Annotated in this window: 23 protein-coding genes and 1 pseudogene; 15 read left to right on the top strand and 9 right to left on the bottom strand. The window is 71.5% G+C overall.

All coding sequences use genetic code 11. The features are described from left to right. Positions 1-27: 27 nt before the first annotated feature. The 6 genes from ACFY0F_RS05830 to ACFY0F_RS05805 all read left to right on the top strand — a co-directional run bounded on the left by ACFY0F_RS05830 (position 28) and on the right by ACFY0F_RS05805 (position 5625). Entirely contained in the window at positions 28-1368 is a 1341-nt protein-coding gene (locus ACFY0F_RS05830; protein WP_388789508.1) for an L-fuconate dehydratase, read from the top strand. Next, positions 1365-2129 (top strand): SDR family NAD(P)-dependent oxidoreductase, encoded by a 765-nt coding sequence (locus tag ACFY0F_RS05825; protein ID WP_388789505.1) that lies wholly within the window; start codon positions 1365-1367, stop codon positions 2127-2129. The genes ACFY0F_RS05830 and ACFY0F_RS05825 overlap by 4 nt, the downstream gene beginning before the upstream one ends. Continuing rightward, a complete protein-coding gene (locus ACFY0F_RS05820) occupies positions 2126-3094 on the top strand; it encodes an aldo/keto reductase (RefSeq protein WP_388789503.1) in 969 nt (322 codons plus the stop codon). The genes ACFY0F_RS05825 and ACFY0F_RS05820 overlap by 4 nt, the downstream gene beginning before the upstream one ends. Next, positions 3091-3441, top strand: coding sequence for an L-rhamnose mutarotase (locus ACFY0F_RS05815; protein ID WP_388789500.1), 351 nt, complete (start codon positions 3091-3093; stop codon positions 3439-3441). The genes ACFY0F_RS05820 and ACFY0F_RS05815 overlap by 4 nt, the downstream gene beginning before the upstream one ends. After that, entirely contained in the window at positions 3438-4277 is an 840-nt protein-coding gene (locus tag ACFY0F_RS05810) for an amidohydrolase family protein (RefSeq protein WP_388789497.1), read from the top strand. The genes ACFY0F_RS05815 and ACFY0F_RS05810 overlap by 4 nt, the downstream gene beginning before the upstream one ends. Before the next feature lie 181 nt (positions 4278-4458). After that, positions 4459-5625, top strand: a complete 1167-nt coding sequence (locus ACFY0F_RS05805; protein ID WP_388789495.1) for an alpha/beta hydrolase — start codon at positions 4459-4461, stop codon at positions 5623-5625. A 4-nt stretch (positions 5626-5629) separates the two neighbouring features. On the opposite strand, the gene ACFY0F_RS05800 is transcribed toward ACFY0F_RS05805, so the two are convergent. Next, positions 5630-7051, bottom strand: a complete 1422-nt coding sequence (locus ACFY0F_RS05800; RefSeq protein ID WP_388789492.1) for a lipase maturation factor family protein — start codon at positions 7049-7051, stop codon at positions 5630-5632. Between the two features lie 138 nt (positions 7052-7189). Between ACFY0F_RS05800 and ACFY0F_RS05795 the strand changes: the two genes are divergently transcribed. Then, a complete protein-coding gene (locus ACFY0F_RS05795; protein ID WP_388789489.1) occupies positions 7190-9265 on the top strand; it encodes a SpoIIE family protein phosphatase in 2076 nt (691 codons plus the stop codon). A 31-nt stretch (positions 9266-9296) separates the two neighbouring features. Continuing rightward, positions 9297-10160 carry an Fpg/Nei family DNA glycosylase gene (locus tag ACFY0F_RS05790; protein WP_388789486.1) on the top strand — a complete coding sequence of 288 codons (864 nt, stop codon included), beginning with the start codon at positions 9297-9299 and terminating at the stop codon, positions 10158-10160. Between the two features lie 15 nt (positions 10161-10175). Here the strand turns inward: ACFY0F_RS05790 and ACFY0F_RS05785 are convergent, their stop codons facing one another. From ACFY0F_RS05785 to ACFY0F_RS05775, 3 genes are all read right to left on the bottom strand, one after another. Next, complete coding sequence (locus ACFY0F_RS05785; RefSeq protein WP_388789483.1) at positions 10176-10841, bottom strand: zf-HC2 domain-containing protein; 666 nt, start codon at positions 10839-10841, stop codon at positions 10176-10178. Positions 10842-10993: 152 nt separating this feature from the next. Then, positions 10994-11509 (bottom strand): hypothetical protein, encoded by a 516-nt coding sequence (locus ACFY0F_RS05780; protein WP_388789480.1) that lies wholly within the window; start codon positions 11507-11509, stop codon positions 10994-10996. Positions 11510-11649: 140 nt separating this feature from the next. After that, positions 11650-12198 carry a sigma-70 family RNA polymerase sigma factor gene (locus tag ACFY0F_RS05775; RefSeq protein WP_388789477.1) on the bottom strand — a complete coding sequence of 183 codons (549 nt, stop codon included), beginning with the start codon at positions 12196-12198 and terminating at the stop codon, positions 11650-11652. A gap of 212 nt (positions 12199-12410) precedes the next feature. On the opposite strand from ACFY0F_RS05775, the gene ACFY0F_RS05770 reads away from it, so the two are divergent. Further along, positions 12411-13565 carry a CapA family protein gene (locus ACFY0F_RS05770; RefSeq protein WP_388789474.1) on the top strand — a complete coding sequence of 385 codons (1155 nt, stop codon included), beginning with the start codon at positions 12411-12413 and terminating at the stop codon, positions 13563-13565. Positions 13566-13880: 315 nt separating this feature from the next. On the opposite strand, the gene ACFY0F_RS05765 is transcribed toward ACFY0F_RS05770, so the two are convergent. Together ACFY0F_RS05765 and ACFY0F_RS05760 are read right to left on the bottom strand one after the other, a co-directional pair. Then, positions 13881-15293, bottom strand: a complete 1413-nt coding sequence (locus ACFY0F_RS05765; RefSeq protein WP_388789472.1) for an amino acid permease — start codon at positions 15291-15293, stop codon at positions 13881-13883. 130 nt (positions 15294-15423) lie between these two features. Continuing rightward, positions 15424-15885, bottom strand: a complete 462-nt coding sequence (locus tag ACFY0F_RS05760; RefSeq protein WP_388789469.1) for a universal stress protein — start codon at positions 15883-15885, stop codon at positions 15424-15426. A 168-nt stretch (positions 15886-16053) separates the two neighbouring features. Here ACFY0F_RS05760 and ACFY0F_RS05755 point away from each other — a divergent pair, with 168 nt between their 5' ends. After that, entirely contained in the window at positions 16054-16896 is an 843-nt protein-coding gene (locus ACFY0F_RS05755; RefSeq protein ID WP_388789466.1) for a polysaccharide deacetylase family protein, read from the top strand. Positions 16897-16911: 15 nt separating this feature from the next. Here ACFY0F_RS05755 and ACFY0F_RS05750 read toward each other — a convergent pair whose 3' ends face one another. Then, a complete protein-coding gene (locus ACFY0F_RS05750; RefSeq protein ID WP_388789463.1) occupies positions 16912-17583 on the bottom strand; it encodes a class F sortase in 672 nt (223 codons plus the stop codon). Between the two features lie 889 nt (positions 17584-18472). On the opposite strand from ACFY0F_RS05750, the gene ACFY0F_RS05745 reads away from it, so the two are divergent. Further along, a complete protein-coding gene (locus tag ACFY0F_RS05745) occupies positions 18473-18961 on the top strand; it encodes a hypothetical protein (protein ID WP_388791289.1) in 489 nt (162 codons plus the stop codon). Positions 18962-19054: 93 nt separating this feature from the next. On the opposite strand, the gene ACFY0F_RS05740 is transcribed toward ACFY0F_RS05745, so the two are convergent. After that, positions 19055-19819 (bottom strand): DUF4239 domain-containing protein, encoded by a 765-nt coding sequence (locus ACFY0F_RS05740; protein ID WP_388789461.1) that lies wholly within the window; start codon positions 19817-19819, stop codon positions 19055-19057. A gap of 24 nt (positions 19820-19843) precedes the next feature. Continuing rightward, complete coding sequence (locus ACFY0F_RS05735; protein WP_388789458.1) at positions 19844-19972, bottom strand: hypothetical protein; 129 nt, start codon at positions 19970-19972, stop codon at positions 19844-19846. A gap of 793 nt (positions 19973-20765) precedes the next feature. Between ACFY0F_RS05735 and ACFY0F_RS05730 the strand changes: the two genes are divergently transcribed. The 4 genes and pseudogenes from ACFY0F_RS05730 (at position 20766) to ACFY0F_RS05715 (ending at position 25446) form a co-directional block, all read left to right on the top strand. Next, positions 20766-21761, top strand: a complete 996-nt coding sequence (locus ACFY0F_RS05730; RefSeq protein ID WP_388789455.1) for an SCO0930 family lipoprotein — start codon at positions 20766-20768, stop codon at positions 21759-21761. Positions 21762-21994: 233 nt separating this feature from the next. Further along, on the top strand, positions 21995-22807 hold the full coding sequence (locus tag ACFY0F_RS05725) for an SAM-dependent methyltransferase (protein WP_388789453.1): 813 nt from the start codon (positions 21995-21997) through the stop codon (positions 22805-22807). Then, on the top strand, positions 22804-24948 hold the full coding sequence (locus ACFY0F_RS05720) for a putative bifunctional diguanylate cyclase/phosphodiesterase (protein WP_388789449.1): 2145 nt from the start codon (positions 22804-22806) through the stop codon (positions 24946-24948). Before ACFY0F_RS05725 ends, ACFY0F_RS05720 begins: the two co-directional genes overlap by 4 nt. 84 nt (positions 24949-25032) lie before the next feature. Next, positions 25033-25446, top strand: a pseudogene (locus ACFY0F_RS05715) (DUF4440 domain-containing protein). Positions 25447-25457 lie beyond the last annotated feature (11 nt).

The raw sequence follows: 25457 nt of genomic DNA, 5'->3' as shown, positions 1-25457 counted from the left end.
GCATCACCCCTGACGGAAAGGTCTGCTGTGTCCCCGAGCCCCGCCCGCGTCATCGCGGTCGACACCTACGACATCCGCTTCCCCACCTCGCGCGAGCTGGACGGCTCCGACGCGATGAACCCCGACCCGGACTACTCGGCGGCCTATGTGGCGCTGCGCACCGACGCGGCCGACGGGCACGAGGGACACGGGTTCACCTTCACCATCGGGCGGGGCAACGATGTCCAGGTCGCCGCGATCGACGCGCTGCGGGACCATGTCCTCGGCCGCCCGGTCCAGGAGATGTGCGACGACCCCGGATCCCTCTTCAGGGACCTGATCGGCGACAGCCAGCTGCGCTGGCTCGGGCCGGAGAAGGGAGTGATGCACATGGCCATCGGGGCGGTGGTCAACGCCGTCTGGGACCTCGCCGCCAAACGTGCCGGCCGGCCGCTGTGGCAACTGCTCGCCGACGCCGAACCGGAGTGGCTCGTCGGGCAGATCGACTTCCGTTACATCACCGACGCCCTCACCCCCGAGGAGGCCCTGGACCTGCTGCGCCGGGGCCGCGAGGGCGGCGCCGAGCGCCGGGCCCGACTCCTGGAACGCGGCTACCCTGCGTACACCACCTCCGCCGGCTGGCTCGGCTACGACGACGCCAAGCTCACCCGGCTCGCCGCCCAGGCGGTCGCGGACGGCTTCACCCAGATCAAGCTCAAGGTGGGCGCGGATCTGGAGGACGACGTACGCCGCTGCCGGGTCGCCCGCTCGGTCGTCGGACCGGACGTCCGCCTCGCGGTCGACGCCAACCAGCGCTGGGACGTGGCGGAGGCGATCCGCTGGACCAAGGCCCTCGCCGACTTCGACCCGTACTGGATCGAGGAGCCCACCAGCCCGGACGACGTCCTCGGCCACGCGGCGATCCGTGCCGCCGTGGCCCCGGTCAAGGTCGCCACCGGCGAGCACGTGCAGAACCGGATCGTCTTCAAGCAACTGCTCCAGGCCGGCTCCCTCGACATCCTGCAGATCGACGCGGCCCGGGTCGGCGGCGTCAACGAGAACCTCGCCATCCTGCTGCTCGCGGCCAAGTTCGGCGTCCCCGTCTGCCCGCACGCGGGCGGCGTCGGCCTGTGCGAACTCGTCCAGCACCTGTCGATGTTCGACTACCTGGCTCTCTCCGGCACCACCGAGGACCGGGTCATCGAGTACGTCGACCACCTGCACGAACACTTCCTCGCCCCGGTGGTGATCCGCGACGGTCACTACACGGCACCCACCGCGCCGGGCTTCTCCGCGACCATGCGGCCCGAGTCCATCGCGCGGTTCACGTTCCCCGGCGGCGGCTTCTGGGCCGCCGACCCCGAGACGCGGAAAGGCAAGGCTGCATGAGCGACTTCGAGGGCCTGACGGCCCTGGTGACCGGCGGTGCTTCCGGAATCGGACGGGCCACCGCCGAACTCCTCGCCGAGCGCGGCGCCCGGGTGGCGGTGCTCGACCTGGACCCCTCGTCCGTCGACAAGCCGCTGCTCGCCTTCCGCGCCGACGTCACCGACGACGCCTCCGTACGCGCGGCCGTCGCGGCGGCGGCCGAGGACCTCGGCGGACACGGCGTCATCGACGTCCTGGTCAACAACGCGGGCATCGGCGCGCAGGGCACCGTCGAGGACAACGACGACGAGGAGTGGCGCCGCGTCTTCGACGTCAACGTCCTCGGCATGGTCCGCGCCGCCCGCGCCGCCCTGCCGCACCTCAGGCGCTCCCGGCACGCGGCGATCGTCAACACCTGCTCCATCGCGGCCACCGCCGGCCTGCCGCAACGCGCCCTGTACAGCGCGACCAAGGGCGCCGTGTACTCCCTCACCCTGGCGATGGCCGCCGACCACGTCCGTGAGGGCATCCGCGTCAACTGCGTCAACCCCGGCACCGCGGACACCCCGTGGGTCGGCCGGCTGCTCGACGCCGCCCCCGACCCGGCCGCCGAACGCGCCGCCCTGGAGGCCCGCCAGCCCTCCGGCCGCCTGGTGTCGGCCGCCGAGGTCGCGGGCGCCATCGCCTACCTGGCGAGCCCCCTGTCCGGCGCCACCACCGGCACCTCCCTCGCCGTCGACGGCGGCATGCAGGGCCTGCGCCTGAGGCCGGTGGGCCAGTGAGGACGCTCGGCCGCAGCGACGTACGGGTCAGCCCGCTCGCCTTCGGCGCCGCCGGGATCGGCAACCTGTACACCGGGATCGACGACGAGCAGGCGCACGAAACGGTGCGCACGGCCTGGCAGCACGGCGTCCGCTACTTCGACACCGCCCCGCACTACGGTCTCGGCCTGTCCGAACGCCGCCTCGGCACGGTCCTGCGGGACTATCCGCGCGCCGAGTACGCGGTCTCCACGAAGGTGGGCCGCCGCCTCGAGCCCACGGACGCGGGCGGCGACGACCTCGCGCACGGCTTCGCCGTCCCCGCCACCCACCGCCGCGTCTGGGACTTCAGCGCGGACGGGGTACGGCGCACCCTGGAGGCCAGCCTGGAGCGGCTCGGCCTGGACCGCGTCGACGTCGTCTACCTCCACGACCCCGACGACCACGCCGAGCAGGCCTTCCGCGAGGGCTACCCCGCCCTGGAGAAGCTCCGCTCCGAAGGCGTGGTCGGCGCGATCGGTGCCGGCATGAACCAGGCGGAGATGCTCACCCGGTTCATCCGCGACACGGACGTCGACGCCGTGCTCTGCGCGGGCCGGTACACGCTCCTCGACCAGAGCGCGGCCACCGAACTGCTGCCCGCCGCCGTCGAACGGGGCGTGTCGGTGGTCGTCGGCGGAGCCTTCAACTCCGGTCTGCTGGCGGATCCGCGACCGGACGCGACGTACAACTACACCCGGGCCCCGGGCGAGTTGCTGGAGCGCGCCCGCCGCCTGCAGTCCGTCGCGGACCGGCACGGCACCACCCTGCGGGCCGCCGCGCTCGCCTTCTGCGCCGCGCACCCGGCGGTCGGATGCGTTCTGGTCGGCGCGCGCTCGGCGCACGAGGTCCGTGACTGCGCCGAGCAGTTCGACGCGCAGATCCCGGCCGCCTTCTGGCGGGAACTGCGGGACACCGGTCTGCTGCCCCCCGGGGAGCCCTCATGAGAGTCGCCCTGCACACCAAGGTCCGCGCCGACCGCGTCACCGAGTACGAGGCCGCCCACCGGGAGGTCCCGGCCGAACTCACCGACGCCATCCGCGCCGCCGGCGCCACCTCCTGGACGAACTGGCGGTGGGGGTCCCCCCGCGTGAGCGAAGTCGAGCGTGGGGGAGGCACCGACCTCTTCCACGTCCTGGAGTGCGAGGACTACGCGCGCCTGCTCGCCGAACTGGAGGCACTGCCGGTCAACGTCGCCTGGCAGGCCCGGATGGCCGAACTGCTGGACGTCGTCCACGACTACTCGGGGGACGGCGCGGACGCCGGCCTGCCCGTCGTGTGGGAGCTGCCATGACGGTGGACGCCCACCACCATGTGTGGGACCTCTCGGTGCGCGACCAGGAATGGATCACCGGCCCCGCACTCCGCCCGCTGCGCCGCGACTTCTCCACGGCGGACCTGGAACCGCAGGCCCGGGCGGCGGGCGTCGACCGCACCGTCCTGGTCCAGACGATCACCGTCGCGCAGGAGACCCCGGAGTTCCTCGCCCTGGCCGAGACGCACGAGCTGATCGCGGGGGTCGTCGGCTGGACCGACCTGACCCGTCCCGACGTGGCCGAGGAACTGGCCCGTCTGCGGGAACTGCCCGGCGGCCGCTACCTGAAGGGCATCCGCCACCAGGTCCAGTCGGAACCCGACCCGGAGTGGCTGCTGCGTCCGGACGTGCGCCGCGGTCTGCTGGCCGTCGCCGACGCCGGTCTGGTGTACGACCTGATCGTCCAGGCCCACCAGCTCCCGGCCTGCGTCAAGGCGGCCGAGTCCCTCCCCGGGCTCACCTTCGTACTGGACCACCTGGGCAAGCCGCCCATCGCCTCCGGTGACCACGTGCCCTGGGCGACGGCGCTCAGGGCGCTCGCCGCGCTCCCCAACACCGTCGCCAAACTCTCCGGCCTGGTCACCGAGGCCGACTTCGCCTCCTGGACCACCGCGGACCTTCGCCCGTACACGGACGTGGCGCTGTCCGCGTTCGGCCCCGACCGTCTGATGTTCGGCTCGGACTGGCCGGTGTGCACCCTCGCCGCCTCGTACGCGCGGGTGGCCGAGACCGCGGAGCTGCTGCTGGACGAGCTGGGCGACGAGGAGCGGGGCGCGGTGTTCGAGCGGACCGCGGCACGCGTGTACCGCCTCTGAGGAGTGCCCGTCCACCCGGGACGTCGCGTCGCGCAGCGTGGCGGCCCGGACGCACCCCGTACCTCGGTTCACCCGAATGGAGCAACCCCGGTGGGCGGCGCACCGAGGTCGGCAAACGCTGAGGTCAGAGGGCCCCTGGGCGCTCCGGCCCGGGGCCGAGCCGATGGATCGGAGAGTGACCATGGCTTCCACCCCCGCGCAAGACCTCCGGGTACCGCACGTCTCGACGATCCCCGCCAACGCCGGCCAGCATGTCCAGCTCTTCGTGCGCGAGTACGACGGAACCAAGCCGTCCCACGACCCCGAACCCGTGCTGATGCTGCACGGCCGAAGCGCGCCGGCCCTCGCCGGGTTCGACCTCCAGTACCGCCACTACAGCTGGGCCCAGGACCTCGCCGCCGCGGGCTACGACGTGTTCGTCATGGACCTCCAGGGCAACGGCCGTTCCCCGCGGCCGGAGATGGACAACCCGTGCAACACCAACCCCGCGCAGCAGCAGTACCTGGTGCCCAACCCGCTGGCGGCGACCTGCCCGCCGGCCTACGCCCACCAGCTGGGCAACTCGCAGAGCGAATGGGACGAGTTGCGCACCGTCGTTGAGTTCGTCAAGCGGCGGCGGGACGTCTCCCAGGTGGCGTTCATCGGCTGGTCGGCGGCCTCGTTCGTGATGGGCCCGTACACCCTCCAGTACCCGGAGGACGTGCGCAGCCTGATGCTGCTGGCGCCGATCTTCCCGCCCAACGGCCGGGCGAGCCGCCCCGGGACCGACTTCGGCGCACCCGAGCCGCTGCCGGTCTCCTCCCCGGCCGCACAGTTCGGCTACCCGATGAACATCTCCCGCAAGACCGACCTCAGGACCGCGTGGGACAACGAGCTGCACTGCCCCGACCAACGGGAGCCCGGCATGGACGAGGTGGTCTGGTCGGCCATCCTGGACAACGACGCCGTGGGCAGGACCTGGGGCCAGATCTCCGGCGGTGTGCCCGAGGGCATCGCACGGTTCCGCAACAGCTACTGGTGGGGCTGGAACAACGCCACCGTGCCCCTCGACGGCACGCTCGGCACCCTGCTGCCCGTCTTCATCGTCTACGGGGAGTTCGACACCCAGGCGAACCACCCGTCGTCCAATCCGCTCACCGACTTCTCGGTGCCGGCGCTCTACCAGGCTGTTCCCGGTGCCGACAAGCTCATGGTCCGGGTGTCGTGCGCCGGGCACCAGATGCCGTGGGAGACGCGCGCGAAGACCCTGCAGCACATGTCCCGCGAGTGGCTGAAGCACTCCGCCCTCGACGGCCTCAAGAACGGCAGTTACGTCCTCGACATGAACGACCGGTACACACCCGCCTGACCGCTCAGGACCGCTGGACCGCGCCCGCCAGCCGCGTCGGCGGCAGGTACTCCCGCACCGGGGTCCGCTCCCAGCACGCGCCCGTCTCCCGCAGCTCCCGCCAGCTCGTGTAGCGGTAGCGGAAGAGACGGGCGCGGACGTGGCGCGGCGGCTCGTCGGGCGGGAAGGGGGAGCGGCGCAGCAGCCTGAGGGTGTCCGGGTCGTTCTCCAGCAGGCGTTCCACCAGGCCGCCGAACCACGCGCCGGCATAGCCGGGCGACAGCGCGGCGAACCACATCAGCCAGTCCAGGCGCAGATGGTAGGGCGCGAACTGCCGCGGCCAGCGCCGGGGGTCGCCGGGCTTGCCCTTGAACTCGTACTCCCGCCAGTCCGAGTCCTCGCGGGGCACGGCGTCGAGCGTGCCCTCCACCACCACCTCGTACCGGATCCGGCTGACGCTGCCGAACGCGCCGTAGGTGTTGACCAGGTGGAGCGGGTCGAAGGAGCGGTTCATCACCTGGCTGCGGGAGACCATGTTCACCACCGGGTGGTAGCTCAGGAACACCAGCAGCGCGGCGACGGCGAGGACCACCACCTCGTACCACAGGGGCGCCGGGGGCAGGGCCGGGGCGTGCGCGGGGAAGCGGACCGCCGGCAGGGCCACCACGATGGTGATCCAGTTCAACCAGGCGAAGTTGCCGGAGAGCACCAGCCACAGCTGGGTGACGATCATCAGGGCGGCGGCGGCCGTGGCGACCGGCTGCGGGGCGAACAGCAGCACCGGGACCACCAGCTGGGTGAAGTGGTTCGCGGCCACCTCCACCCGGTGCAGCGGCGTCGGCAGGTGATGGAAGAACCAGCTCAGCGGGCCCGGCATCGGCTGGGTCTCGTGGTGGTAGTCCAGGCAGGTCAGCTTGCGCCAGCACGCGTCCCCGCGCATCTTGATCAAACCGGCGCCGAACTCCACCCGGAACAGCACCCAGCGCAGCAGGAACAGCACCACGACCGGCGGCGCGACCTCGTCGTTACCGAGGAACACGGCCAGGAAACCGACCTCCAGCAGCAGCGACTCCCAGCCGAACGCGTACCAGGTCTGACCCACGTTGACGATCGACAGGTACAGCGCCCACGGGAGAAGCCACAGCAGCATCCCCGCCCACAGCGGCAGCCAGGAGTCCGCGCCCGCCAGCAGCGCCGCCGAGACGGCGCAGCCCGTCCAGGCGCAGCCGGCGAACAGGCGGTCCGAGTAGCGCAGCTGGAACAGGCTGGGCGCGCGCCGAAACGGCACCCGCTCGACGAACCGGGGGATCGGCAGCATGCCGCGTTCGCCCAGCAGGGCCCGGAACTGGACGGCCGCCCCGAGGAACGCGACGAGGTACAGGGCGGCCAGGGCACGCTGGAAGACCAGCCGGCTGAGCCAGTAGTCGGGTGCGGTGAACCAGTTCACGGCCGTGTACTCCCTGCCCCAGTGACGCCTCGGATGCCGTCACTCCGGGTACCGCGTGCCTCCGGCCGGGTAACCCCTCCGGGAGCGGACCGCCGTACACCACTCGAAGAATCCGGCGATTCCTGGCAAGGTGGCCCCATGGCAGATCGGGGCGCGGGCGCCCTGTCGCTCCCGGACGAACGGACCGCCCGTCCGGATCCCGTACTGGCGCTCAACCGCATGGGCACCTTCGACTGGGACCTGGACACCGGTCTGTTCCACATGGACGCGCAGGCGTACGAGGTCTTCGACCTCCTCCCGGAGGAGTACGACGGCCGTCCCGAGTCCCTCGCCCTCCGGGTGCCCCCGCCGGAGGCCAGCCGCCTGGACGCCGTGGTGTCCCAGGCCATCAAGGACGGCAGCGAGAACTACGGCGCGTACTTCCGGCTCCGCTGCCGCGACGGCACCCGCCGCTGGACGCACACGCAGGGCTACATCCGGCGCGACGAGACCGGCCGCCCGCGCCGGGTCATCGGCATCGTCCGGGACGCCACGCGGGAGCTCCAGGAGAGCGCGGCCCGCAGCCTGCGCGCCGCCCAGGACGAGGCGGTCCGGCGGCAGACCGGCGTGGTGCAGGTGACCACCGCGGCCCTCTCGCACGCCCGCAGCGTCCAGGACGTCATCGACGTCCTCAAGGACAGCCACGGTGTCCGGCACCTCGGCGCGACGAGCCTGGTCATGGGGCTGGTGGAGGCCGGCCGGATCCGGATGGTCGCCGAGGGACCGGAGGACGGGATCGTCCCCGGCACCCGGATCACCCGGATCGACGAGCCGTACCCCATGAGCGAGGTCGTACGGACCCTCCTCCCGCGTTTCATCGAGTCACCGGAGGAGTTCGCCGAGGGCTACCCGATCCTCTGGCCGCACATCACCGACCTGAGGATCACCTCCGCCGCCTATCTGCCCCTGATCGCCCAGGCCCGCCCGATCGGCGCCATGGGCCTGCTCTACAACGACCGGCGCGGCTTCTCCGACGAGGAGCGCGCCGTCCTCGTCGCCCTCGGCAGCAGCATCGCCCAGAGCCTGCAGCGGGCCATGCTCTACGAGGAGGAGAAGGACCTCGCCCAGGGCCTGCAGCAGGCGATGCTGCCCCGGACCATCCCCAGCGTGCCCGGGGCGGACGTGGCGGTCCGCTACCGTTCGGCGTCGCTCGGCCGGGACATCGGCGGCGACTGGTACGACCTGATACCGCTGCCCGGAGGCCGGGTCGGCGCGGTCATCGGCGACGTCCAGGGGCACGACACGCACGCGGCGGCCGTCATGGGCCAGCTCCGCATCGTGCTGCGCGCGTACGCCGCCGAGGGACACACCCCGGCCACCGTGATGGCCCGGGCCTCCGTGTTCCTGCACGAACTCGACACCGACCGCTCCGCCACCTGCCTGTACGCGGAGGCCGACCTGACCACCGGTGTGGTCCAGGTGGTCCGGGCCGGCCACATAGACCCGCTGATCCGGCACACCGACGCGTCGTGCCGCCGGATCTCCGTCGAGGGCGGCCTGCCGCTGGGCCTGTCCGCCGAGTTCGGCCGTCTGGAGTACCCGGTGTCCACGGTCGAGCTCGATCCGGGCCAGACACTGGTGCTGTGCACCGACGGCCTCGTCGAACAGCCCGGCGCCGACCTCGACGACGGGCTGCGCGCCCTGACCGCGCTCATCGAGTCGGGTCCGGACGAGGTGCGCGACCTCGCCGACCGGCTCATCGACGTGGCCGAGGAACGCGGCGGCGACGACGACGTGGCCCTGCTCCTGCTGCGCCGCCGCGGCTGGGACACCGCGCGCACCGGCGGCCGGCTCCAGCAGCACGTGGCCTCCGGCGACCCCGAGGCGCTGCGGCTCGCCCGGCACATGATCCGCGCCACGGTCCGCGCCTGGGGCGCCGCCGAACGCGCCGACGAGATCGAGCTGGTCGCCGACGAGCTGATCACCAACGTGCTGCTGCACACCGAAGGCTCCGCGGTCGTCACCCTGAGGTCCCTGTGCGGCGCCGACCGCCGGGTGCGTGTCGAGGTCGAGGACTCCTCCAGCGCCCTGCCCCGCCGCCGGGACGCGGATGTGTCCGGCGTGACCGGCCGGGGGCTGGTCCTGGTCGACCGGCTCACGGACCTCTGGGGGGTGGAGGCCCGGGGCGGGGGCAAGTGCGTGTGGTGCGAGTTCGTGGTGCCGGAGCCGACCTGACCGTGCCGGGCCGGGATGGCACTCTGGACGTATGCCGGAACTGCCCGAGGTCGAGGCGCTGAAGGACTTCCTGGCCGAGCACCTGGTCGGCCACGAGGTGATGCGGGTGCTGCCGGTGGCCGTCAGTGTCCTGAAGACGTACGACCCCCCGCCGGCCGCCCTGGAGGGCCATGAGGTCACCGCCGTGCACCGGCACGGCAAGTTCCTCGACGTCGTGACACGGGACGGCCCCCGCCTGGTCACCCATCTGGCCCGCGCGGGCTGGCTGCAGTGGAAGGACCGGCTGCCCGACGGCCCGCCCCGCCCCGGCAAGGGTCCCCTCGCCCTGCGGGTGGCCCTGGAGACCGGTGAGGGCTTCGACCTGACCGAGGCCGGTACGCAGAAGCGCCTCGCGGTGTACGTCGTCCACGATCCGCGGGAGGTCCCCGGCATCGCCCGCCTGGGCCCCGACCCGCTCGCCGACGACTTCGACGCCGCCCGGCTCGGCGCGCTGCTGGAGGGCGAGCGGCGTCGGCTGAAGGGGGCTCTGCGCGACCAGGGCCTGATCGCGGGCGTGGGCAACGCCTACAGCGACGAGATCCTGCACGCGGCCCGGATGTCCCCGTTCAAGGTGGCCGCCTCCCTCACCCCGGAGGAGGTCCGCACGCTCCACGCGGCCCTGCGCACCACCCTCACCGAGGCGGTCGAACGCTCCCGGGGCCTGGCCGCCGGGCGGCTGAAGGCGGAGAAGAAGAGCGGGCTCAGGGTCCACGGACGCGCCGGCGAGCCCTGCCCGGTCTGCGGCGACACCATCCGCGAGGTCTCCTTCAGCGACTCGTCGCTCCAGTACTGCCCCACCTGCCAGACGGGCGGCAGGCCACTGGCGGACCGGAGGATGTCACGGCTGCTGAAGTAGCTCCCGCCGCAGCCCCTAGCCGGCGTCGAGGCTGACCAGCCGCTCGCCTGCCGCGGTGCGGACCTCGTACCGGACGACCTGGTCCGTGTGCATCGAGGAGCCGCCCGCGACGGTGGTCATGCCGGAGTCGTGGCCGCGTACGGTCCAGCTGGTCACCACCTGTTCCGAGCCGTCGCGGCCGATGGCGACGAGACGGCAGGAACGGGGTCCGGCACCGTCCTTGATCTCCAGCACCAGGTCGCTGCCGTGCTCGTCGTCCTTGGTGGTGACCTGCGCCCATACACCCGAGTGCGCGTCGGTCGCCGCCATGACCTGCACCTTGGGGTCGCCGGAGCCGCTCGTGTGCGAGGCGTACATGGCGATCCCGGGGCCGGCCACGGCGAACACCACCGAGGCGGCCAGACCGAACAGCAGGCGCCGGCGGCCGGCCCGGCGCCGGGAGGCCACCGCGTCCAGCAGGCCGTCCAGCAGCCGGGGCCCGGGCTGCGCCACGGGTTGCACGAAGCGCGGCGTCGCGCGCCGGTACAACATCAACTGGCGTGCCGTGGGCCCGAATTCGGTCACGTGTGCCGTGCACTGCGGGCACTCCATGAGGTGGTCCTCGAAGCGGAAAGCCTCCGCCTCGTCGAGCACGCCGAGCGCGTAGGCGCCGACGTCGCGATGCCGTTCCAGGGACCTCATGCCGAATCCTCATGCCGATGGGTGCGGGTGGGGTGACTCCTTGCTCCCACCCGTACGCATCGGACAGTCGAATCACTCAAGGCGCGCACAGAATCGTAACCAACGGATTCGTAACGGCGACGCCCGCGGATTGGTCCGGGTTCGAAAAAACTTCAGAAGAGATGGATGGCGAGGTGCCCGAGGGGCAGTCCCAGCCGCCAGGCGGGCGTCCAGACCTTCGGTCCGTCGTCCTCGCCGATCACCGGTCCGCCGCCCGGCACCGCGTCCAGGTCGGGCGCGAGCAGCTCGGTCTCCTCCAGCCACCGCCAGGCGTCCGCGGCCAGTGCCAGGTCGGGCGACGGTGTGTCCGCCTTCGCCGTCTCGGCGGCGAGCTCGGCCATCCGCTCGCCCACCCAGTCCTGCCACGGCTGGTCGTAGGCCGTCAGCGACAGCCAGGTCTCGAGCTGGGTGACGACCCGGATGCCGGAGAGTTCGCCGTCGGTGTCGGACAGGAAGATGGTCAGCGCCAGCGCGTCCCGGCCCGCCCGGAACTCGAAGGACGTCGGCGGCATCAGGTCGCCGGTGCGCAGCAGCTCGTCGGCGATGTACTCGGCGTACAGCCATGCCATGGGAACGGCCAGGTCACCGCCGCCGGCGCCGTCCGCGCTCTCTTGGCCTGTGTGCAGCATCCCTTCCTGCCTTCCTCCGGTCCGTGCGGTACGCGCGTGCGTCGCCCGGACCCCCAGTCCGGAACACGGATGAAGACAGCTGATTGCTCAACCGGGGTCCTCAGCAAGGCGCTTTGCGAACACTTTGCCCCGAGGATGTTTCATCGCAGGTCGGCCGCGTAGCCGGGGAGTACCCGGCGGAGGGCACGCAGCGCGTAATAGGCGCGCGACTTCACGGTACCGGGCGGAATCCCCAGCGTTTCGGCGGCCTCCGCAACACTCGCCCCTTGGAAGTACACGAGCACCAGGACTTCACGGTGCTCGGGAGTGAGTGTCTTCACAGCCTCCCGCACATCGAGCGTCGCGGCCGCCCGTTCGGCGTGGTCGCCGATCACCCGGGCGTTCTCCAGGACCGCGTCACCCACCTCGGCAGGCCTGGCCTGCCGCGCGCGGCGGGCGTCGATGGCGAGCCGCCGGCCCACGGTCAGCAGCCAGGGCCGCACGGAGGCGAATTCGTCGGCGCGCAGGGCCTCGGGATGCTGCCAGGCGCGTACCAGCGTCTCCTGCACGAGGTCCTCGGCGCGCTGCCGGTCCCCGTCGCACAGCCTCAGCAGCAGTGCGAAGAGCGGTCGGCCGTGCTCGCGCTGGAGCGCGGCGAGCTCGTGCTCGGCGGTCGTCGTCCCGGTGGGCAGGGTGGTTCCGGCCGTCATGGCCGTATGGCATCGCAGGGCGGAGCGCGGGGACAGGGGGCGTACGGGGATCTGCGACGGACGGTCGATCGCGTCGACGAACGGTTCGACGAACGGTCCGCCCCGCTTCAGTCACGACACCGGAAGGGTCAATGAGGGTGCGGTAGCCGTTTGCGACGCCATCCAGCTTCGTACCTATTTGTAAGTAAATGCGACAACTGTGGGGTGAGCTGATGATCGCACGCAGGCAGCAGGTGGCCTGGGCCCTGACCGCGCTTCTCGCCGGCGGCGCCGCCTGTCAGGCCCAGGCACGGCACGAGCCCGGCCGGCCGGGACGGCCGGCGCCGCCCGCGGCCGCGCGCGGATTCACCCTGGTGGCCTCCGGCGACATCGTGCCCCACGGTTCCGTCCTCGACCGCGCCGGCTTCGACGCCGGCGGCGACGGCCGTGACTTCCGTCCCATGCTGGCCGGCGCGCAAGGCGCCGTGTCGACGGCCGACGTGGCGCTCTGCCAGCTGGAGACCATCCACGGCGCGGACCCCGGCCACGCCGGACAGCGGGCGTCCGAGGCACCGCCGGAGCTGGCCGCGGGTCTCGTCGCCACCGGCTACGACAGCTGCTCCACCGCCTCGGACCACGCCCTGGACAACGGCCCGGCCGGCGTCCGGCGCAGCCTGGACGCCATGGACGCGGCGGGCCTCGGACACGCCGGGACCGCGCGCACCGATGCCGAGGCGCGCACCCCCACGATCCTGCGCGCCGGCCCGGCCAAGGTCGCGCACCTGGCGTACACCGACATCGGCGACGGCACCGGGCTGCCGCCCGGACAGCCTTGGGCGGTCGACCTGATCGACGAGGACCGCGTCCTCGCCGACGCCCGCGCCGCCCGGCGGGCCGGAGCCGATGTGGTCGTCGTCTGTCTGCACTGGGGCACCGAGGGGCGGGAGGCCCCCGACCGGCGGCAGCTCACCCTCGCCAGACGGCTCACCGCCGCACGTACGAACGGCCGCCCCGACATCGACCTCCTCCTCGGCAGCGGCACCCATGTCCCGCAGGCGTACGAGAAGGTCAACGGAACCTGGGTGGTGTACGGCACGGGTGATCAGGTCACCGGCGAGGCGTCCGACGACAAGGGCGCCCGGGACCTGCACGCCGACGAGTCCACCCTGGCCCGCTTCACCTTCGGCCCGCCCACCCGCCCCGGCGGCCGCTGGGAGGTGACCGGCGCCGAGTTCGTCCCGCAGATGTACGACCTCGACGCCGGCCGGGTGGTCGACCTCGGCCAGGCGATCGCGGGCGGCGCGGACCTAACCGGCGTACGCGACGCGATCCGGGACACGGTGCTCAGCAGGGGCGCGGCCAAGGACGGGCTGATGATGGGGGACTAGGGCCTGTCCGGCGGATCAGGTCGCAGGGCACGGGCCGTGCCTCATCGGCGCTGGTGAGCGGGGCGAATGGGGGTGCCCCCGCGCGAGCTCATTCGAGCGTGGGGGAGCGTCCGGCTGCAAGGCGGAGGAGGGCGTCGACGCGATGGGGGTCCCCCCGCGCGAGCTCGTTCGAGCGTGGGGGAGTCGGCAACCGACGACAACGCCGGTGGGGGCACCGCCCGCTCGAGCGAAGCCGAGAGTGGGGGAGGGCGTGCCGAGCCCCGCGTCTGCGGCATGATCCGCCGGACAGGCCCTGGATGCCGGGGAACCAGCCGACTAGCGCCCCGCGAGCTCCGACCGCTTGTACGAGTAGCCGAAGTAGATCACGCAGCCGATCAGGAACCACACGGCGAACCGCACCCACGTCTGCCACTGCAGGAACGTGATGAGCCAGAGGGAGAAGACGACCCCCAACGCCGGAATGACCGGCATCCACGGGGTGCGGAAGCCCCGCGGCAGGTCCGGCTGCCGGTAGCGCAACACGATCACCGCGGTGCACACCACGACGAACGCCAGCAGGATGCCGATGTTGGTCAGCTCGGCCGCCTCCGCGATCGGGATGAACCCGGCGATGGCGGCCGACGCGACCCCGACGATCCAGGTCACCCGGGTCGGCACATGCCGCGTCGGATGCGTCTTGGCGAACCACTCGGGCAGGAGTCCGTCGCGGGACATCGCGAACCAGACCCGGGTCACGCCCAGCATGAACGTGAACATGACGGTCAGGATGCCGATGATGGCACCCACCGCGATCACGTTCGCGAGCCCGCCCAGCCCGACCGACTTGAACGCCGTGGAGAAGCCGCTCTCCGGGTCGATGTGCTTGTAGTTCTGCATGCCGGTCAGTACCAGGCAGGCCGCCACGTACAGGATCATCGAGATCACCAGCGAGTAGATGATCGCCTTCGGCATGTGCTTCTGGGCGTCCTTGGACTCCTCGGCCGCCGTCGACATGGCGTCGTACCCGAAGACGGCGAAGAACACGGTCGCCGCACCGGTGAACGCCCCGCTGACCCCGAAGGGGAAGAACGGGTGGTAGTTCGCGGTGTTGATGTGGAACACGCCGACCGCGATCACCAGCAGGACCACCAGGACCTTCAGGGCGACCACGAACGTCTCGAAACGGGCGGCGCTGCGGATGCCGAGGTTCAGCAGCCAGGCGATCAGCAGGCACAGGATCGCCGCGAACAGGTCGACCCGGTGCCCGCTCCCGGTGCCGGGCGCACCCAGCATCCAGGCGGGCAGGTTCGCGCCCAACTGTTCGACCAGGAAGCTGAAGTACCCGGAGATGCCGATCGCGACCACCGCCACGATCGCGGTGTACTCCAGCAGCAGGTCCCAGCCGATGAACCACCCCGGGAACTCACCGAGCACCGCGTAGCCGTAGGTGTAGGCCGACCCCGCCTTCGGGATCAGCCCCGCGAACTCGGCGTAGGACAGTGCGGCGCACGCGCTGGCGAGGCCGGCGATGAGGAAGGAGACCACAACCGCGGGCCCCGCCGCGCCGTTGGCCACCGTGCCGGCCAGGGTGAAGATGCCCGCACCGATGATGCCGCCCACGCCGATCGCGGTGAGCTGCCCCAGTCCGAGCGTTTTCTCGAGGCGGGGACCCTCGACGTGCTCGGTCTCCTCGATGTGTTCGATGGGTTTGCGGCGGAGAATGCCCTCACCCGTGCGCAGCCTGGCCATGCGCCTCACCTCTTCGCCGATCGTAACGGCTGACCACGGATCATGCTGGCTCAGCGCCCGGGCTCGCCCCTCACGGCGGCCGACGGAGGACCGGCGGCCTCGACAAGACGGCTACCCCCTGCCCCCGGAACTACGGCACCACCGTCACCGGCCACCGTCCCGCCTTCACCAGCCGGATGGCCACCGAGCCGACGATGCGGTGGCCGGCCTGTTCCGAAGCGCCCACCACCACGGCGTCCGCCTTGAGGTCGTCCGCCGCCTTCACCAGGCCGTTGAAGGGGTCGCCGCGGAAGGTGTGGAACTCCCAGCGGATGTCGTACAGGCCCTTGAGGCGCTCCGCCGCGTCCCGGATATGGGCGACCAGGCCCTGGGCGATCTCGTCGGTGGTGTCCGCCACCGGGGCCCCCAGGGCCGCGCTCGCCGACATCACCGGCTGGACGTACACGACCGCGAGCAGGGCGTGCTGCCGCCGGGCGAGACCACCCGCGTAGGCGGCGGCCCGGAGGGAGGGCTCGGAGCCGTCCACGCCGACGACTATGACCTTCGGTCCGTCGGTGCCCCGTTCGAACTGATGGGAGCGCTGTTCCGTCACGGCCGTCAGGCTATCGGAACCCCCAACTCCGCCGACTGCCCGCACCGGACGACCGGATGCCGCCCGGTCCCGCGTACGGCCGCGCGCGGCTACGCCGGGCGGGTGCAATCGTGCCGCCGCACCGGTGTCGTTCTGGTGTGCCAACGTCGGCCGGGCGACTGATGAGTCATGACGAAGGACCAGTTGCTCACGCGCCGCCGGGCCCTGCTCGCCGGTGCCGCCGCCGTGGGGGCCGCCGGGACGGCCGGACTGTTCATGGCCCGGACGGGCGGCGGAGAACCCGTACGCGGTGGTGCCGCGCCCGCCGGCGGTCCGCAGGCGCGCGCCGCGCTCAGGCCGTCCGCCTACCGTCTGCAGCCCCTGACCGGATACGGGCCACCGCGCGCCCGGCCCAGACCGCTCGCGGTGCGCAGCGAGCCCATCATGGAGTTCCCGGTACGCGGCCGGACCATGGTGCTGACCTTCGACGACGGACCGGACCCCCGTTACACCCCGGACATCCTGGACACCCTGGCGCGCTACGGCGTCCGCGCGATGTTCTTCCTGTGCGGGGAGATGGCCGTCGACAACAAGGAGCTGCTGGCCAGGATGGCCGACGAGGGGCACCTGGTCGGCAACCACACCTGGACCCACCCGCTGCTCACCCAGCTCGGCCGGGCGGAGATCCGCGACGAGATGGAGCGCACCAGCGACGTCATCGAGGACGGCTACGGCGAACGCCCCCAGTGGTTCCGCGCCCCCTACGGGGCCTGGAACCGGGCGGCCTTCCAGCTGGGAGCCGAGATGGGCATGGAGCCGCTCGCCTGGACGGTCGACAGCCTCGACTGGACGACCCCCGGCACCGACACCATCGTCGACCGCATCGAGACCGGCGCCGGCCCCGGTGTCGTCGTCCTCTCGCACGACGCCGGGGGCGACCGCTCACAGAGCGTCAAGGCGCTGCGCAGGTACCTGCCCTACCTTCTCGACTCCGGCTACCACCTCACCGTCCCGCGCCGGCGCACCGGTTGACCGCGCGGACAGGGCTCAGTGGACCTCGACCAGACGGGCGAAGACGACGACGTTGCCGTCGTAGCCGTTCTGCTTGGAGAAACCTCCGCCGCAGGTGATGACCCGCAGTTCCGGTGTGCCCTTCGAGGCGTAGACGCGGTCGCCGGGGAAGTCCTTCTTCGCGAAGACCTCCACGCCGTAGATCTCGAACACGGCGATCTTCCCGTCGTGGCGTACGACCTCGACCCTGTTGCCCTTCTTCAGCGCCCCGAGTCCGTAGAACACGGCGGGGCCCTGGTTGTTGTCGACGTGGCCCACGATGACGGCGGTGCCCTTCTCCCCGGGGGAGACCGCACCGGTGAACGAGCCGGCCAGGTTGGGATTCTCCGGGGGCGGCGCGGCGACCCAGCCGTCCGAGTCCAGGCCGACCGGCACGACGGGGGCGTCCACCTGGATCGCGGGGATCCGGACCCGGTCGACCACGGAGAAGGGCAGCGGCGCGGGGGCGGCCGGGAAGGCGCCGGCGCTGACTCCGCTGTCCGCGGCCGCGGCCGACGCGGGCTGCGGCGGGCCTGTGTCGAACTCTCCCGAGCCGTTGCGGATGAGTGCCAGACCGGTCAGCAGGACGAGCGCTATCACGCCCCAGGGGGCGCGTCTCTTCCGCCGCTCCTCCTCTTCGGCCAGTGCGGCCGGGTCGGACGCAGACATTCGCCATCCCCTTTCGACACGGCCGTCACCACGTCCCTCGCGCATGGGAAAACGCTAAGTCCCCCGCGCACCGGCGGCGACGGGGCGACCGGCGAACGGGTGGCCCGAACGGATTCACCGTGCGCCATCCGAGTTGCCGTTCCCAGGAAATTTCTGATGGCCCATGACCTGCAGAATCATCCGATTGTGCGCTCTTCTCCAGGGGGGTTGTCCCACCCGGACGGACCATTCTCGACATGCGGGCGTGTTCCGGTCGTCCGAGGGTCTACATAGGAGGTGCTTTCTCGCCGATCGTCCGGGGACGGAACCCGGAGCGCCTCCCGCGGAGGATCACATGCGCAACTCTCGTGCCACGGTGGCCGTGTGCACCGCGGTCGCCGTCATCGGGCTCGCCGCCCCCGTGGCCGTCGCGGACGGCATGGGCAACGGGGGCGGACCGAGCAGCACCGACCTGGGTGGAGTGAGTGGTGTCGGTGGAGTAGGTGGTGTGGGCGGGGTGGGCGGCGTGGGGGGCGTGGTCGTCGTCCCGGGCGTGGGCAACAACAACTTCCCGGGGAACAACAACTTCCAGGGCAACAACCACTTCCAGGGCAACAACAACGAGGGAAACAACCACTTCCAGGGCAACAACAACGAGGGAAACAACCACTTCCGGGGCAACAACAACGAGGGCAACCACCACTTCCACGGCAACAACAACTTCCCGGGAAACAATCAGTTCCGGGGCAACAACAACTTCCCGGGCAACGGGAACTTCCCCGGCAACGGGAACTTCCCGGGGAACGGCAACAACTTCCCGGGGAACGGCAACAACTTCCCGGGGAACGGGAACTTCCCCGGTAACGGCAACAACTTCCCGGGGAACGGCAACATCCCCGGCAACGGCAACATCCCCGGCAACGGGAACTTCCCCGGCAACGGCAACTTCCCCGGCAACGGCAACGGCAACGGGAACGGGAACGGCAAGGAGAACGACAACAACCTGGGCATGCGCAACATCGTCGCCACGCCCGGCGTCGTCGCCCCGGGCGGCCGTCTCACCGTCACGGTGGAAGGGTGCAACGGCGGCACCGTGTCGTCGCGGGCCTTCGCCACCGCCCCGCTGACCCCGCTCGGCAACGGCCTCTCCAGAGGCATCGTGACGAGCCATCGAGACACCCGACCCGGCACCTTCGACGTCACCGTCAACTGCAACGGCCGCACCCTGACGCGTCCGGGAGCCTTCACGGTCCTCGGCGGGGTGCTGGGCGGTGTCGGCGGCAGCAGCTCCTCCGGGGCGACACCGGCCGACGTCGCCATCGGCGGCGGACTGCTGGCCGCGGCAGCGATCGGCGGCGGCGTTGTCTGGCTGCGCCGGCGGCGCGAGAAGCGGATCTGACCCGGCGCTCCCGGCGCTCCCCCGCGGGCCGGGAGCCGGCCGGGCGGGCCGGTACCCCGGCTCCTCGGGAGTCAGGGGAGCCGGCCCGCCCGGTCACCGCCCGACGTGCGGGAAGAGGTTCAGGAACGGCTCCGCGGATGCCGTGATGCCCCGGCTGTAGGGCGCGTCGAAGTCCCAGATCAGGAAGAGCAGGAAGGCGATCAGCGCGGAGAACAGCCCGGCCAGGACCAGCTCGCGTGGCGTACGCCTGATCTGCAGCGCGAAGACCATGCCGATGGTGACCACGGCACCGGTCAGCAGCCCGAACCAGACCACGCCCGGCATGGTCGCCCCGGTCGAGTCGGCCCGGGCGTTGCGCGCCTGGTCGGCGGCGGCCACCTGGTCGAGGAGCGGCTGATAGGCCTGTGCCTGGAAGTCCGTCTTCGGCTGGTAGTCCGTGACGTCCTCGCGGACACGCTGCAACAGCTCGGTGCCGCGCTCGGTGACGCGGCCGTGGTCGGCCATGGTCTTCCACTCGGTGTCGACGACGTGTCCGACATAGGCGTTGACATCGGCCCGAACACGGTCACGGACATCGGGTGGGTAGACCCGGACCCGCTCGGAGATCTCGTGCAGTGCCTGGGCCTCCGCCTGCACATGGTCCTGGGCGGTGCTGCGCGCCTCCCACACTCCCGCGATGGCCAGGCCCAGGACGATGGCGTACACGACGCCGATCCACATCGTCATGTACTCGATGACGTCCGGCGTCTCGCTGGGGTCCTCGTCCTGCGGTGCCCTGCGGTGCCGTACGAGGGTGATGACGACCACCACGGTGCACGCGGCCAGCATCGCGAGAACGAGAACAAGCCATTCCGACAACGGATCCTCCAGGGTCTCGGCGCGTCAGCGCGGGCGCAGCGCGGCGACGGCGACCACCGCGGGCGCGGTGATGAGCAGGACGTAGGTGACGGGGGACGTGCCGCCGTGCGACGGGTGGTGGGGTGGCTGCGGTCGGTACCGCGGATAGCTCACCGGGGCCGGCGAGGGGCGCGGCGTGGGCTTGGGCCGCGCGGCCGGCTTCGGTGGCGGCGGGGTCGGAGGTGGAGGTGGGGGCGGAGGCGGCGGGAGCAGGTGCGCCGGACTGGGCGCGGGCTTCGGTGGAGGCGGCGCCGGGGCCGGAGGTGGGGGCGGCTTCGGCTTGGGCTTCGGGGTGTGCTTCGGCGGGGGAGGCGGCGGTGGCGGCTTGGTCGGTGTGGGCGTCGGAGTCGGTGTGGGTGTCGGCGTCGGTGTGGGAGTGGGTGTCGGCGTCGGGCAGGGCGGGGGAGTGGGCTCCGGGCAGGCAGGGGGCGTCGGCCAGGAGTCTCCGGCGACCGCCACGGCCTGAACGCCGTCCGGGCCCGTCGAGGCGGACGCACAGGCGTCCGCCGCCGCGGTGCCGGCCGGACAGCCCACGAGGCTCCACGTCACCGCCGCCAGAGCCAACGCCCTCGCGGCACGCGTGAGTCGGGTCGGTTCGGGTCCATGCACGACGGAGATCATGAGGCGTCGCGAGGCCCCTTACGCCGGAGAGGGGACGGATTGCCCCGAAGGGAGGAGAAACGCCGCCGGATGGTTTGGCCGCTTCAGATGGCCGGCGCAACCGAAGCGCACGCGTGTACGGGACCCGACGGGGGAGTTGCGGACAGGAGACGGGCCGAGGACGCCACGGTCTTCCGAAAGAAATTTGTGCGCCCGTTGAACACTTCCGCCCCTCCCCTCCGTACCCAGTGTCGTGCGGCGGCGCAGCAGGCGCTGCAATATTCCAGGCGATTATGGGGAGTTAGCGATGAAGACCTCCTGGCGGAGCGCCTCACTGGCGGCGACAGCCGTGTCGATGCTGGCGCTGACGACGGCGTGCGGTCAGGGCAATTCCACCACCCCGTCGTCGGCGGCCCAGAACGTCGGCGCCACGGCACCCGCGACGTCGGCCGGCGTCGGTGCGACGAGCGGCGGAACCGGCACCGGTACGGGCGCGGGCACGGGTACCGGCGCGGGCAACGGCTACGGTGCCGACGGCCAGCAGAGCAGCGCCTCCCCGAGCCCGGCGGAGCCCGCGGGCAAGCTGACCGTGGCCAGCAACCCCGACCTCGGCAAGGTGCTGACCGACGGTGCGGGGCTCACCCTCTACCGCTTCGACAAGGACACCGCCAACCCCCCGAAGTCCAACTGCGAAGGCGACTGCGCCACCACGTGGCCGCCGGTGCCCGCGGACGACGCCGAGGCCGGCTCCGGCATCGACAAGGCGCTGCTGGGCGAGGTCACCCGCCCCGACGGCACCAAGCAGCTCACCATCGGCGGCTGGCCGGCCTACCGCTACGCCAAGGACGTCAACGCCGGTGACGTCAACGGCCAGGGCGTGGGCGGCAAGTGGTTCGCGCTGGCCCCCGACGGCAAGAAGGCCACCCTCTCGAGCCTGCCCGGACTGTCGGTCCGCAAGGATGCCAAGCTCGGCGACATCATCGTCGACAAGAACGGCATGACGGTCTACCGCTTCATCAAGGACAAGGCGTGGCCGAAGCCCGTCTCGAACTGCACCGGGGCCTGCCTCGAGAAGTGGCCGGCCGTCGCCGAGGTCGACGTCAACGACACCAAGGGCGTCGAGAAGAAGGGCCTGATGGGCTTCGCCCGCACCGACAACGGCCAGAAGCAGATGACGGTCGACTGCTGGCCGATCTACACCTTCTCCGGTGACAAGAAGGCCGGGGACACCAACGGTCAGGGCGTGGGCGGCACCTGGTACGCCGTGTCGCCCACCGGCAAGCTGGTCGGCGCGTCCAAGTAGAGGTCACCTCCCCAGGGTTGTCCGACAGACGCACGGCCACCCGTCCGCCCCCTCCGCACCGCACGGAGGGGGCGGACCCGTGTGTCGGGGCCGTCACAGCACGGCACCGCACCGGTACTCTCCGCAGGCCGTGACCGGGAACGGATGGTCAATTTCCGTTTCTGCTCGCTCCATTGGCGGGCGATCAGTAGCCTCAGCTCGAACACCGGATCGTCACATCCTTGGAGAGATACATGGAACGTCCCGCCTGGGCTCCACGGAGCATCGACATCTCGGTGCCGAGCGTCGCGCGCATCTACGACTACTACCTGGGCGGTTCGTACAACTTCGAGGTCGACCGGGAAGCCGCGCGCAGGGCCCTGGAGTTCATGCCGGGACTCCCCAAGATCATGCAGGCGAACCGGGCGTTCATGCGCCGGGCCGTGCGCTTCGCCGCCGCCGAGGGCATCACCCAGTTCATCGACATCGGCTCCGGCATACCCACCTTCGGCAACGTCCACGAGGTGGCGCAGGAGGCCGCCCCGGGCGCGCGGGTGGTGTACGTCGACCACGATCCGGTGGCGGTGGCCCACACCGAGGCGGTGCTGGCCGGCAACGACCACGCGGACGTGGTCGCCGCCGACCTCCGCAAGCCTCAGGAGATCCTGGCCAGCCCCCAGGTCGAGGCCCTGATCGACCTGAACCGGCCAGTGGCCCTGCTCCTCGTTGCCATACTGCACTTCGTGGAAGACTCGGACGACCCCTACGATGCGGTGGCCCGGCTGAGCGCGGCGCTCGCGCCCGGCAGCCTGCTCATCCTCACCCATGCCTCGTACGAGGGAATACCGGTTCCCGCGGAGCGGGCCGAGGGGGCGGTGGACGTGTACAAGGGCATCCGCAATCCGCTGATCATGCGCTCGCGCGAGGAGATCGCGCGGTTCTTCGGGGGGTACGAGATGGTGGAACCGGGACTGGTGCCGATGCCGCTCTGGCGGCCTCAGACACCGCCGGAGGAGGAGGATCCGTACGCCTTCTCCGGATACGCCGGCGTGGGACGTACGGCGTGAGCGCGGAACCGGACGGGCCGGAGGACAGACTCCGCCGGTTCGCGACGATCTGGAGCCGGGCGCTCTTCCCGGTGACCTCGACGTCGCTGACCCGGCCGGAGTTCGAGGAACGACTGCTGCCGCTCGCCCGCCGGCTGAGCGAGCTGCTGCGGGCCCGCAACTTCGACGCGGAGGAGGCCCGGGCGGTCGGTGCCGCGCTGATCCGCGCGCACTGCACCGACCCCGAGACGCTCAGCCGCACCCTGGACTGCGTGGACGCCTACCTGGTGCTGTACTGCGGTACGGACGGTCCGCAGGACGAGCTCAGGATGCGCTCCTCGCGGCTGCAGCACGCGATGGCCGCCGGGTTCGCGCAGGCGCTCAAGGAGCGGACCCTGGCCGAGCAGGAGGCCATAGCCCAGGCGGCGCTCAGGGCACAGGGCGTGGTGGCGCAGGCGCTGCACGCCAGCGAGGCTCGCTTCCGCGCGGTCTTCGAGGGCGCCGCCATAGGGATCGGCATCGCCGACCTGGAGGGCAACATCCTGCAGGTCAACACCGCGCTGCTGCGCATGTTCGGCGGCTCCGAGCAGGCGGTGCGGGCCCGCAAAGTCCTGGAGTGGACCCACCCGGAGGACGCGCCCCACGTCTGGCGGCTCTACGAGGAACTCGTGCTCGGCGAGCGCGAGCACTACCACGTGGAGAAGCCGTTCTACCGCCCCGACGGCACCGTCCTGTGGACCAACCTGACGGTCTCCCTGCTGCGCGACCCCGACGGCAACCCCCAGTACCAGCTCGCCCTCATGGAGGACACCACCGAGCGGCGGCTGCTCAACCTCCGCCTGCGCTACGAGGCCACGCACGACGCGCTGACCGGCCTGCCCAACCGCACGCTGTTCTTCGAACGCCTGGAGAAGGCGCTGAACGCGGGTGACGGACAGCGGTTCGGGCTGTGCTACCTCGACCTGGACGGGTTCAAGACCATCAACGACAGCCTCGGCCACGCCGCCGGCGACCGGCTGCTGGTGGAGGTCGCCGACCGGCTGCAGTCCTGCGCGACCGCGCCCGGCGAGATGGTCGCCCGGCTCGGCGGCGACGAGTTCGTGGCCCTGACCACCGGGCCGGACACCGAGCGGGGCGTCGACGAGCTCGCCGAGCGGATCATGCACGCGCTGGTCACCCCGGTCAGCATCGACGGCCGCGATCTGCTGGTGCGCGGCAGCATCGGCATCGTCGAGGGCCCGGCGGGGGAGCGAACCCCGGCGGAGGTGCTGCGCAGCGCCGACATCACCATGTACCGGGCCAAGTCGGCCGGCGGCAACCGCTCCGAGCTCGCCGACCCGGAGGCCGACGCCCGCGCCATCACCCGGCACGGACTCACCACGGCCCTGCCGACGGCCCTGGACCGGGGCGAGTTCTTCATCGAGTACCAGCCGCTGGTGCACCTCGGCGACGGCAGTGTGCGCGGCGCGGAGGCGCTGGTGCGCTGGCTGCACCCGCAGCACGGCGTGCTCGGCCCGGACCGCTTCATTCCGCTCGCCGAGCACACCGGGCTGATCGTGCCGCTCGGCCGCTGGGTCATGGAGGAGTCCGTCCGGCAGGCCCGCGACTGGCGGGAACGCCATGGTGACGGGACGGCCGCCGGGCCGCTGCGGATCAACGTCAACCTCTCGCCGTGCCAGCTGACCCACCCCGGCCTGGTGCAGGACACGGTGGACATCCTCGAGCAGGTCGGCATCGCCCCCGACGCGCTCTGCCTGGAGGTCACCGAGTCCGCCCTGATCGGCGCCGACGACGACCTGCTCAAACCGCTGCGCCGACTGCACGAGATGGGCGTCGACATCGCCCTGGACGACTTTGGCACGGGCTACTCCAACCTCGCCAACCTGCGCCGTCTGCCGGTGAGCATCCTCAAACTGGACCGCTCCTTCACCCAGGGCATGCAGCGGTTCCCGGCCGACCCGGTCGACCTGAAGATCGTCGAGGGGATCGTGTCCCTCGCCCACAGCCTCGACCTCGCGGTCACGGTCGAGGGCGTGGAAACCGGCGCCCAGGCCGAACAACTCCGCATCCTCGGCTGCGACACCGCCCAGGGCTGGTACTACGCCCGCCCGGGCCCGCCGGAAAGGCTGCACGAGCTGGCGCTGGTCGACGCGACGGGCTGAGGACTGTACCCGGTTACTGGAGCCCGGTTCCGTTCGCGACCATGTGCGGATGAGTCATGAGTCATGGGTCATGGGTCATGAGTCATGAGTCATGAGTCGGACGACGTGGCCGAGGCGATCGCGGGCGAACTGCGGCTGATGGACCCAGGCGTGAGGAGCTCCGCCGAAGGCGCCCGCTGCTCGACCCCGAGTTAGTGGAGGTGGGCGCCTCGGGCCGGCGCAACACGTACGGGCAGCGCAGTCGGCGGTCCCCGCTACGAGCCATCGGAGATCACCGGCGTACTGCTGGCCCCCGGCCTGGTGCACCTCACCTTCGAGACCCTCTTCGACGGTCAGCTTGCTCGCCATAGTTGCCTCTGGCGCAAGCGCGACGAGGACACGGGCTGTCGCATGTACTACCACCAGGGCACGCCGGTCCCCCCCCGGCTCGACCAGGGCGCGTATCGAGTCCTGATCAATCCGCGGGAATCACCCTCGCGGCGGGGCCTGAACCGGTAGATCTTCTTGCG

This window comes from Streptomyces sp. NPDC001544, assembly GCF_042894285.1.
GTDB lineage: Bacteria > Actinomycetota > Actinomycetes > Streptomycetales > Streptomycetaceae > Streptomyces.
This window is presented reverse-complemented; position numbering and strand designations above follow the sequence as displayed.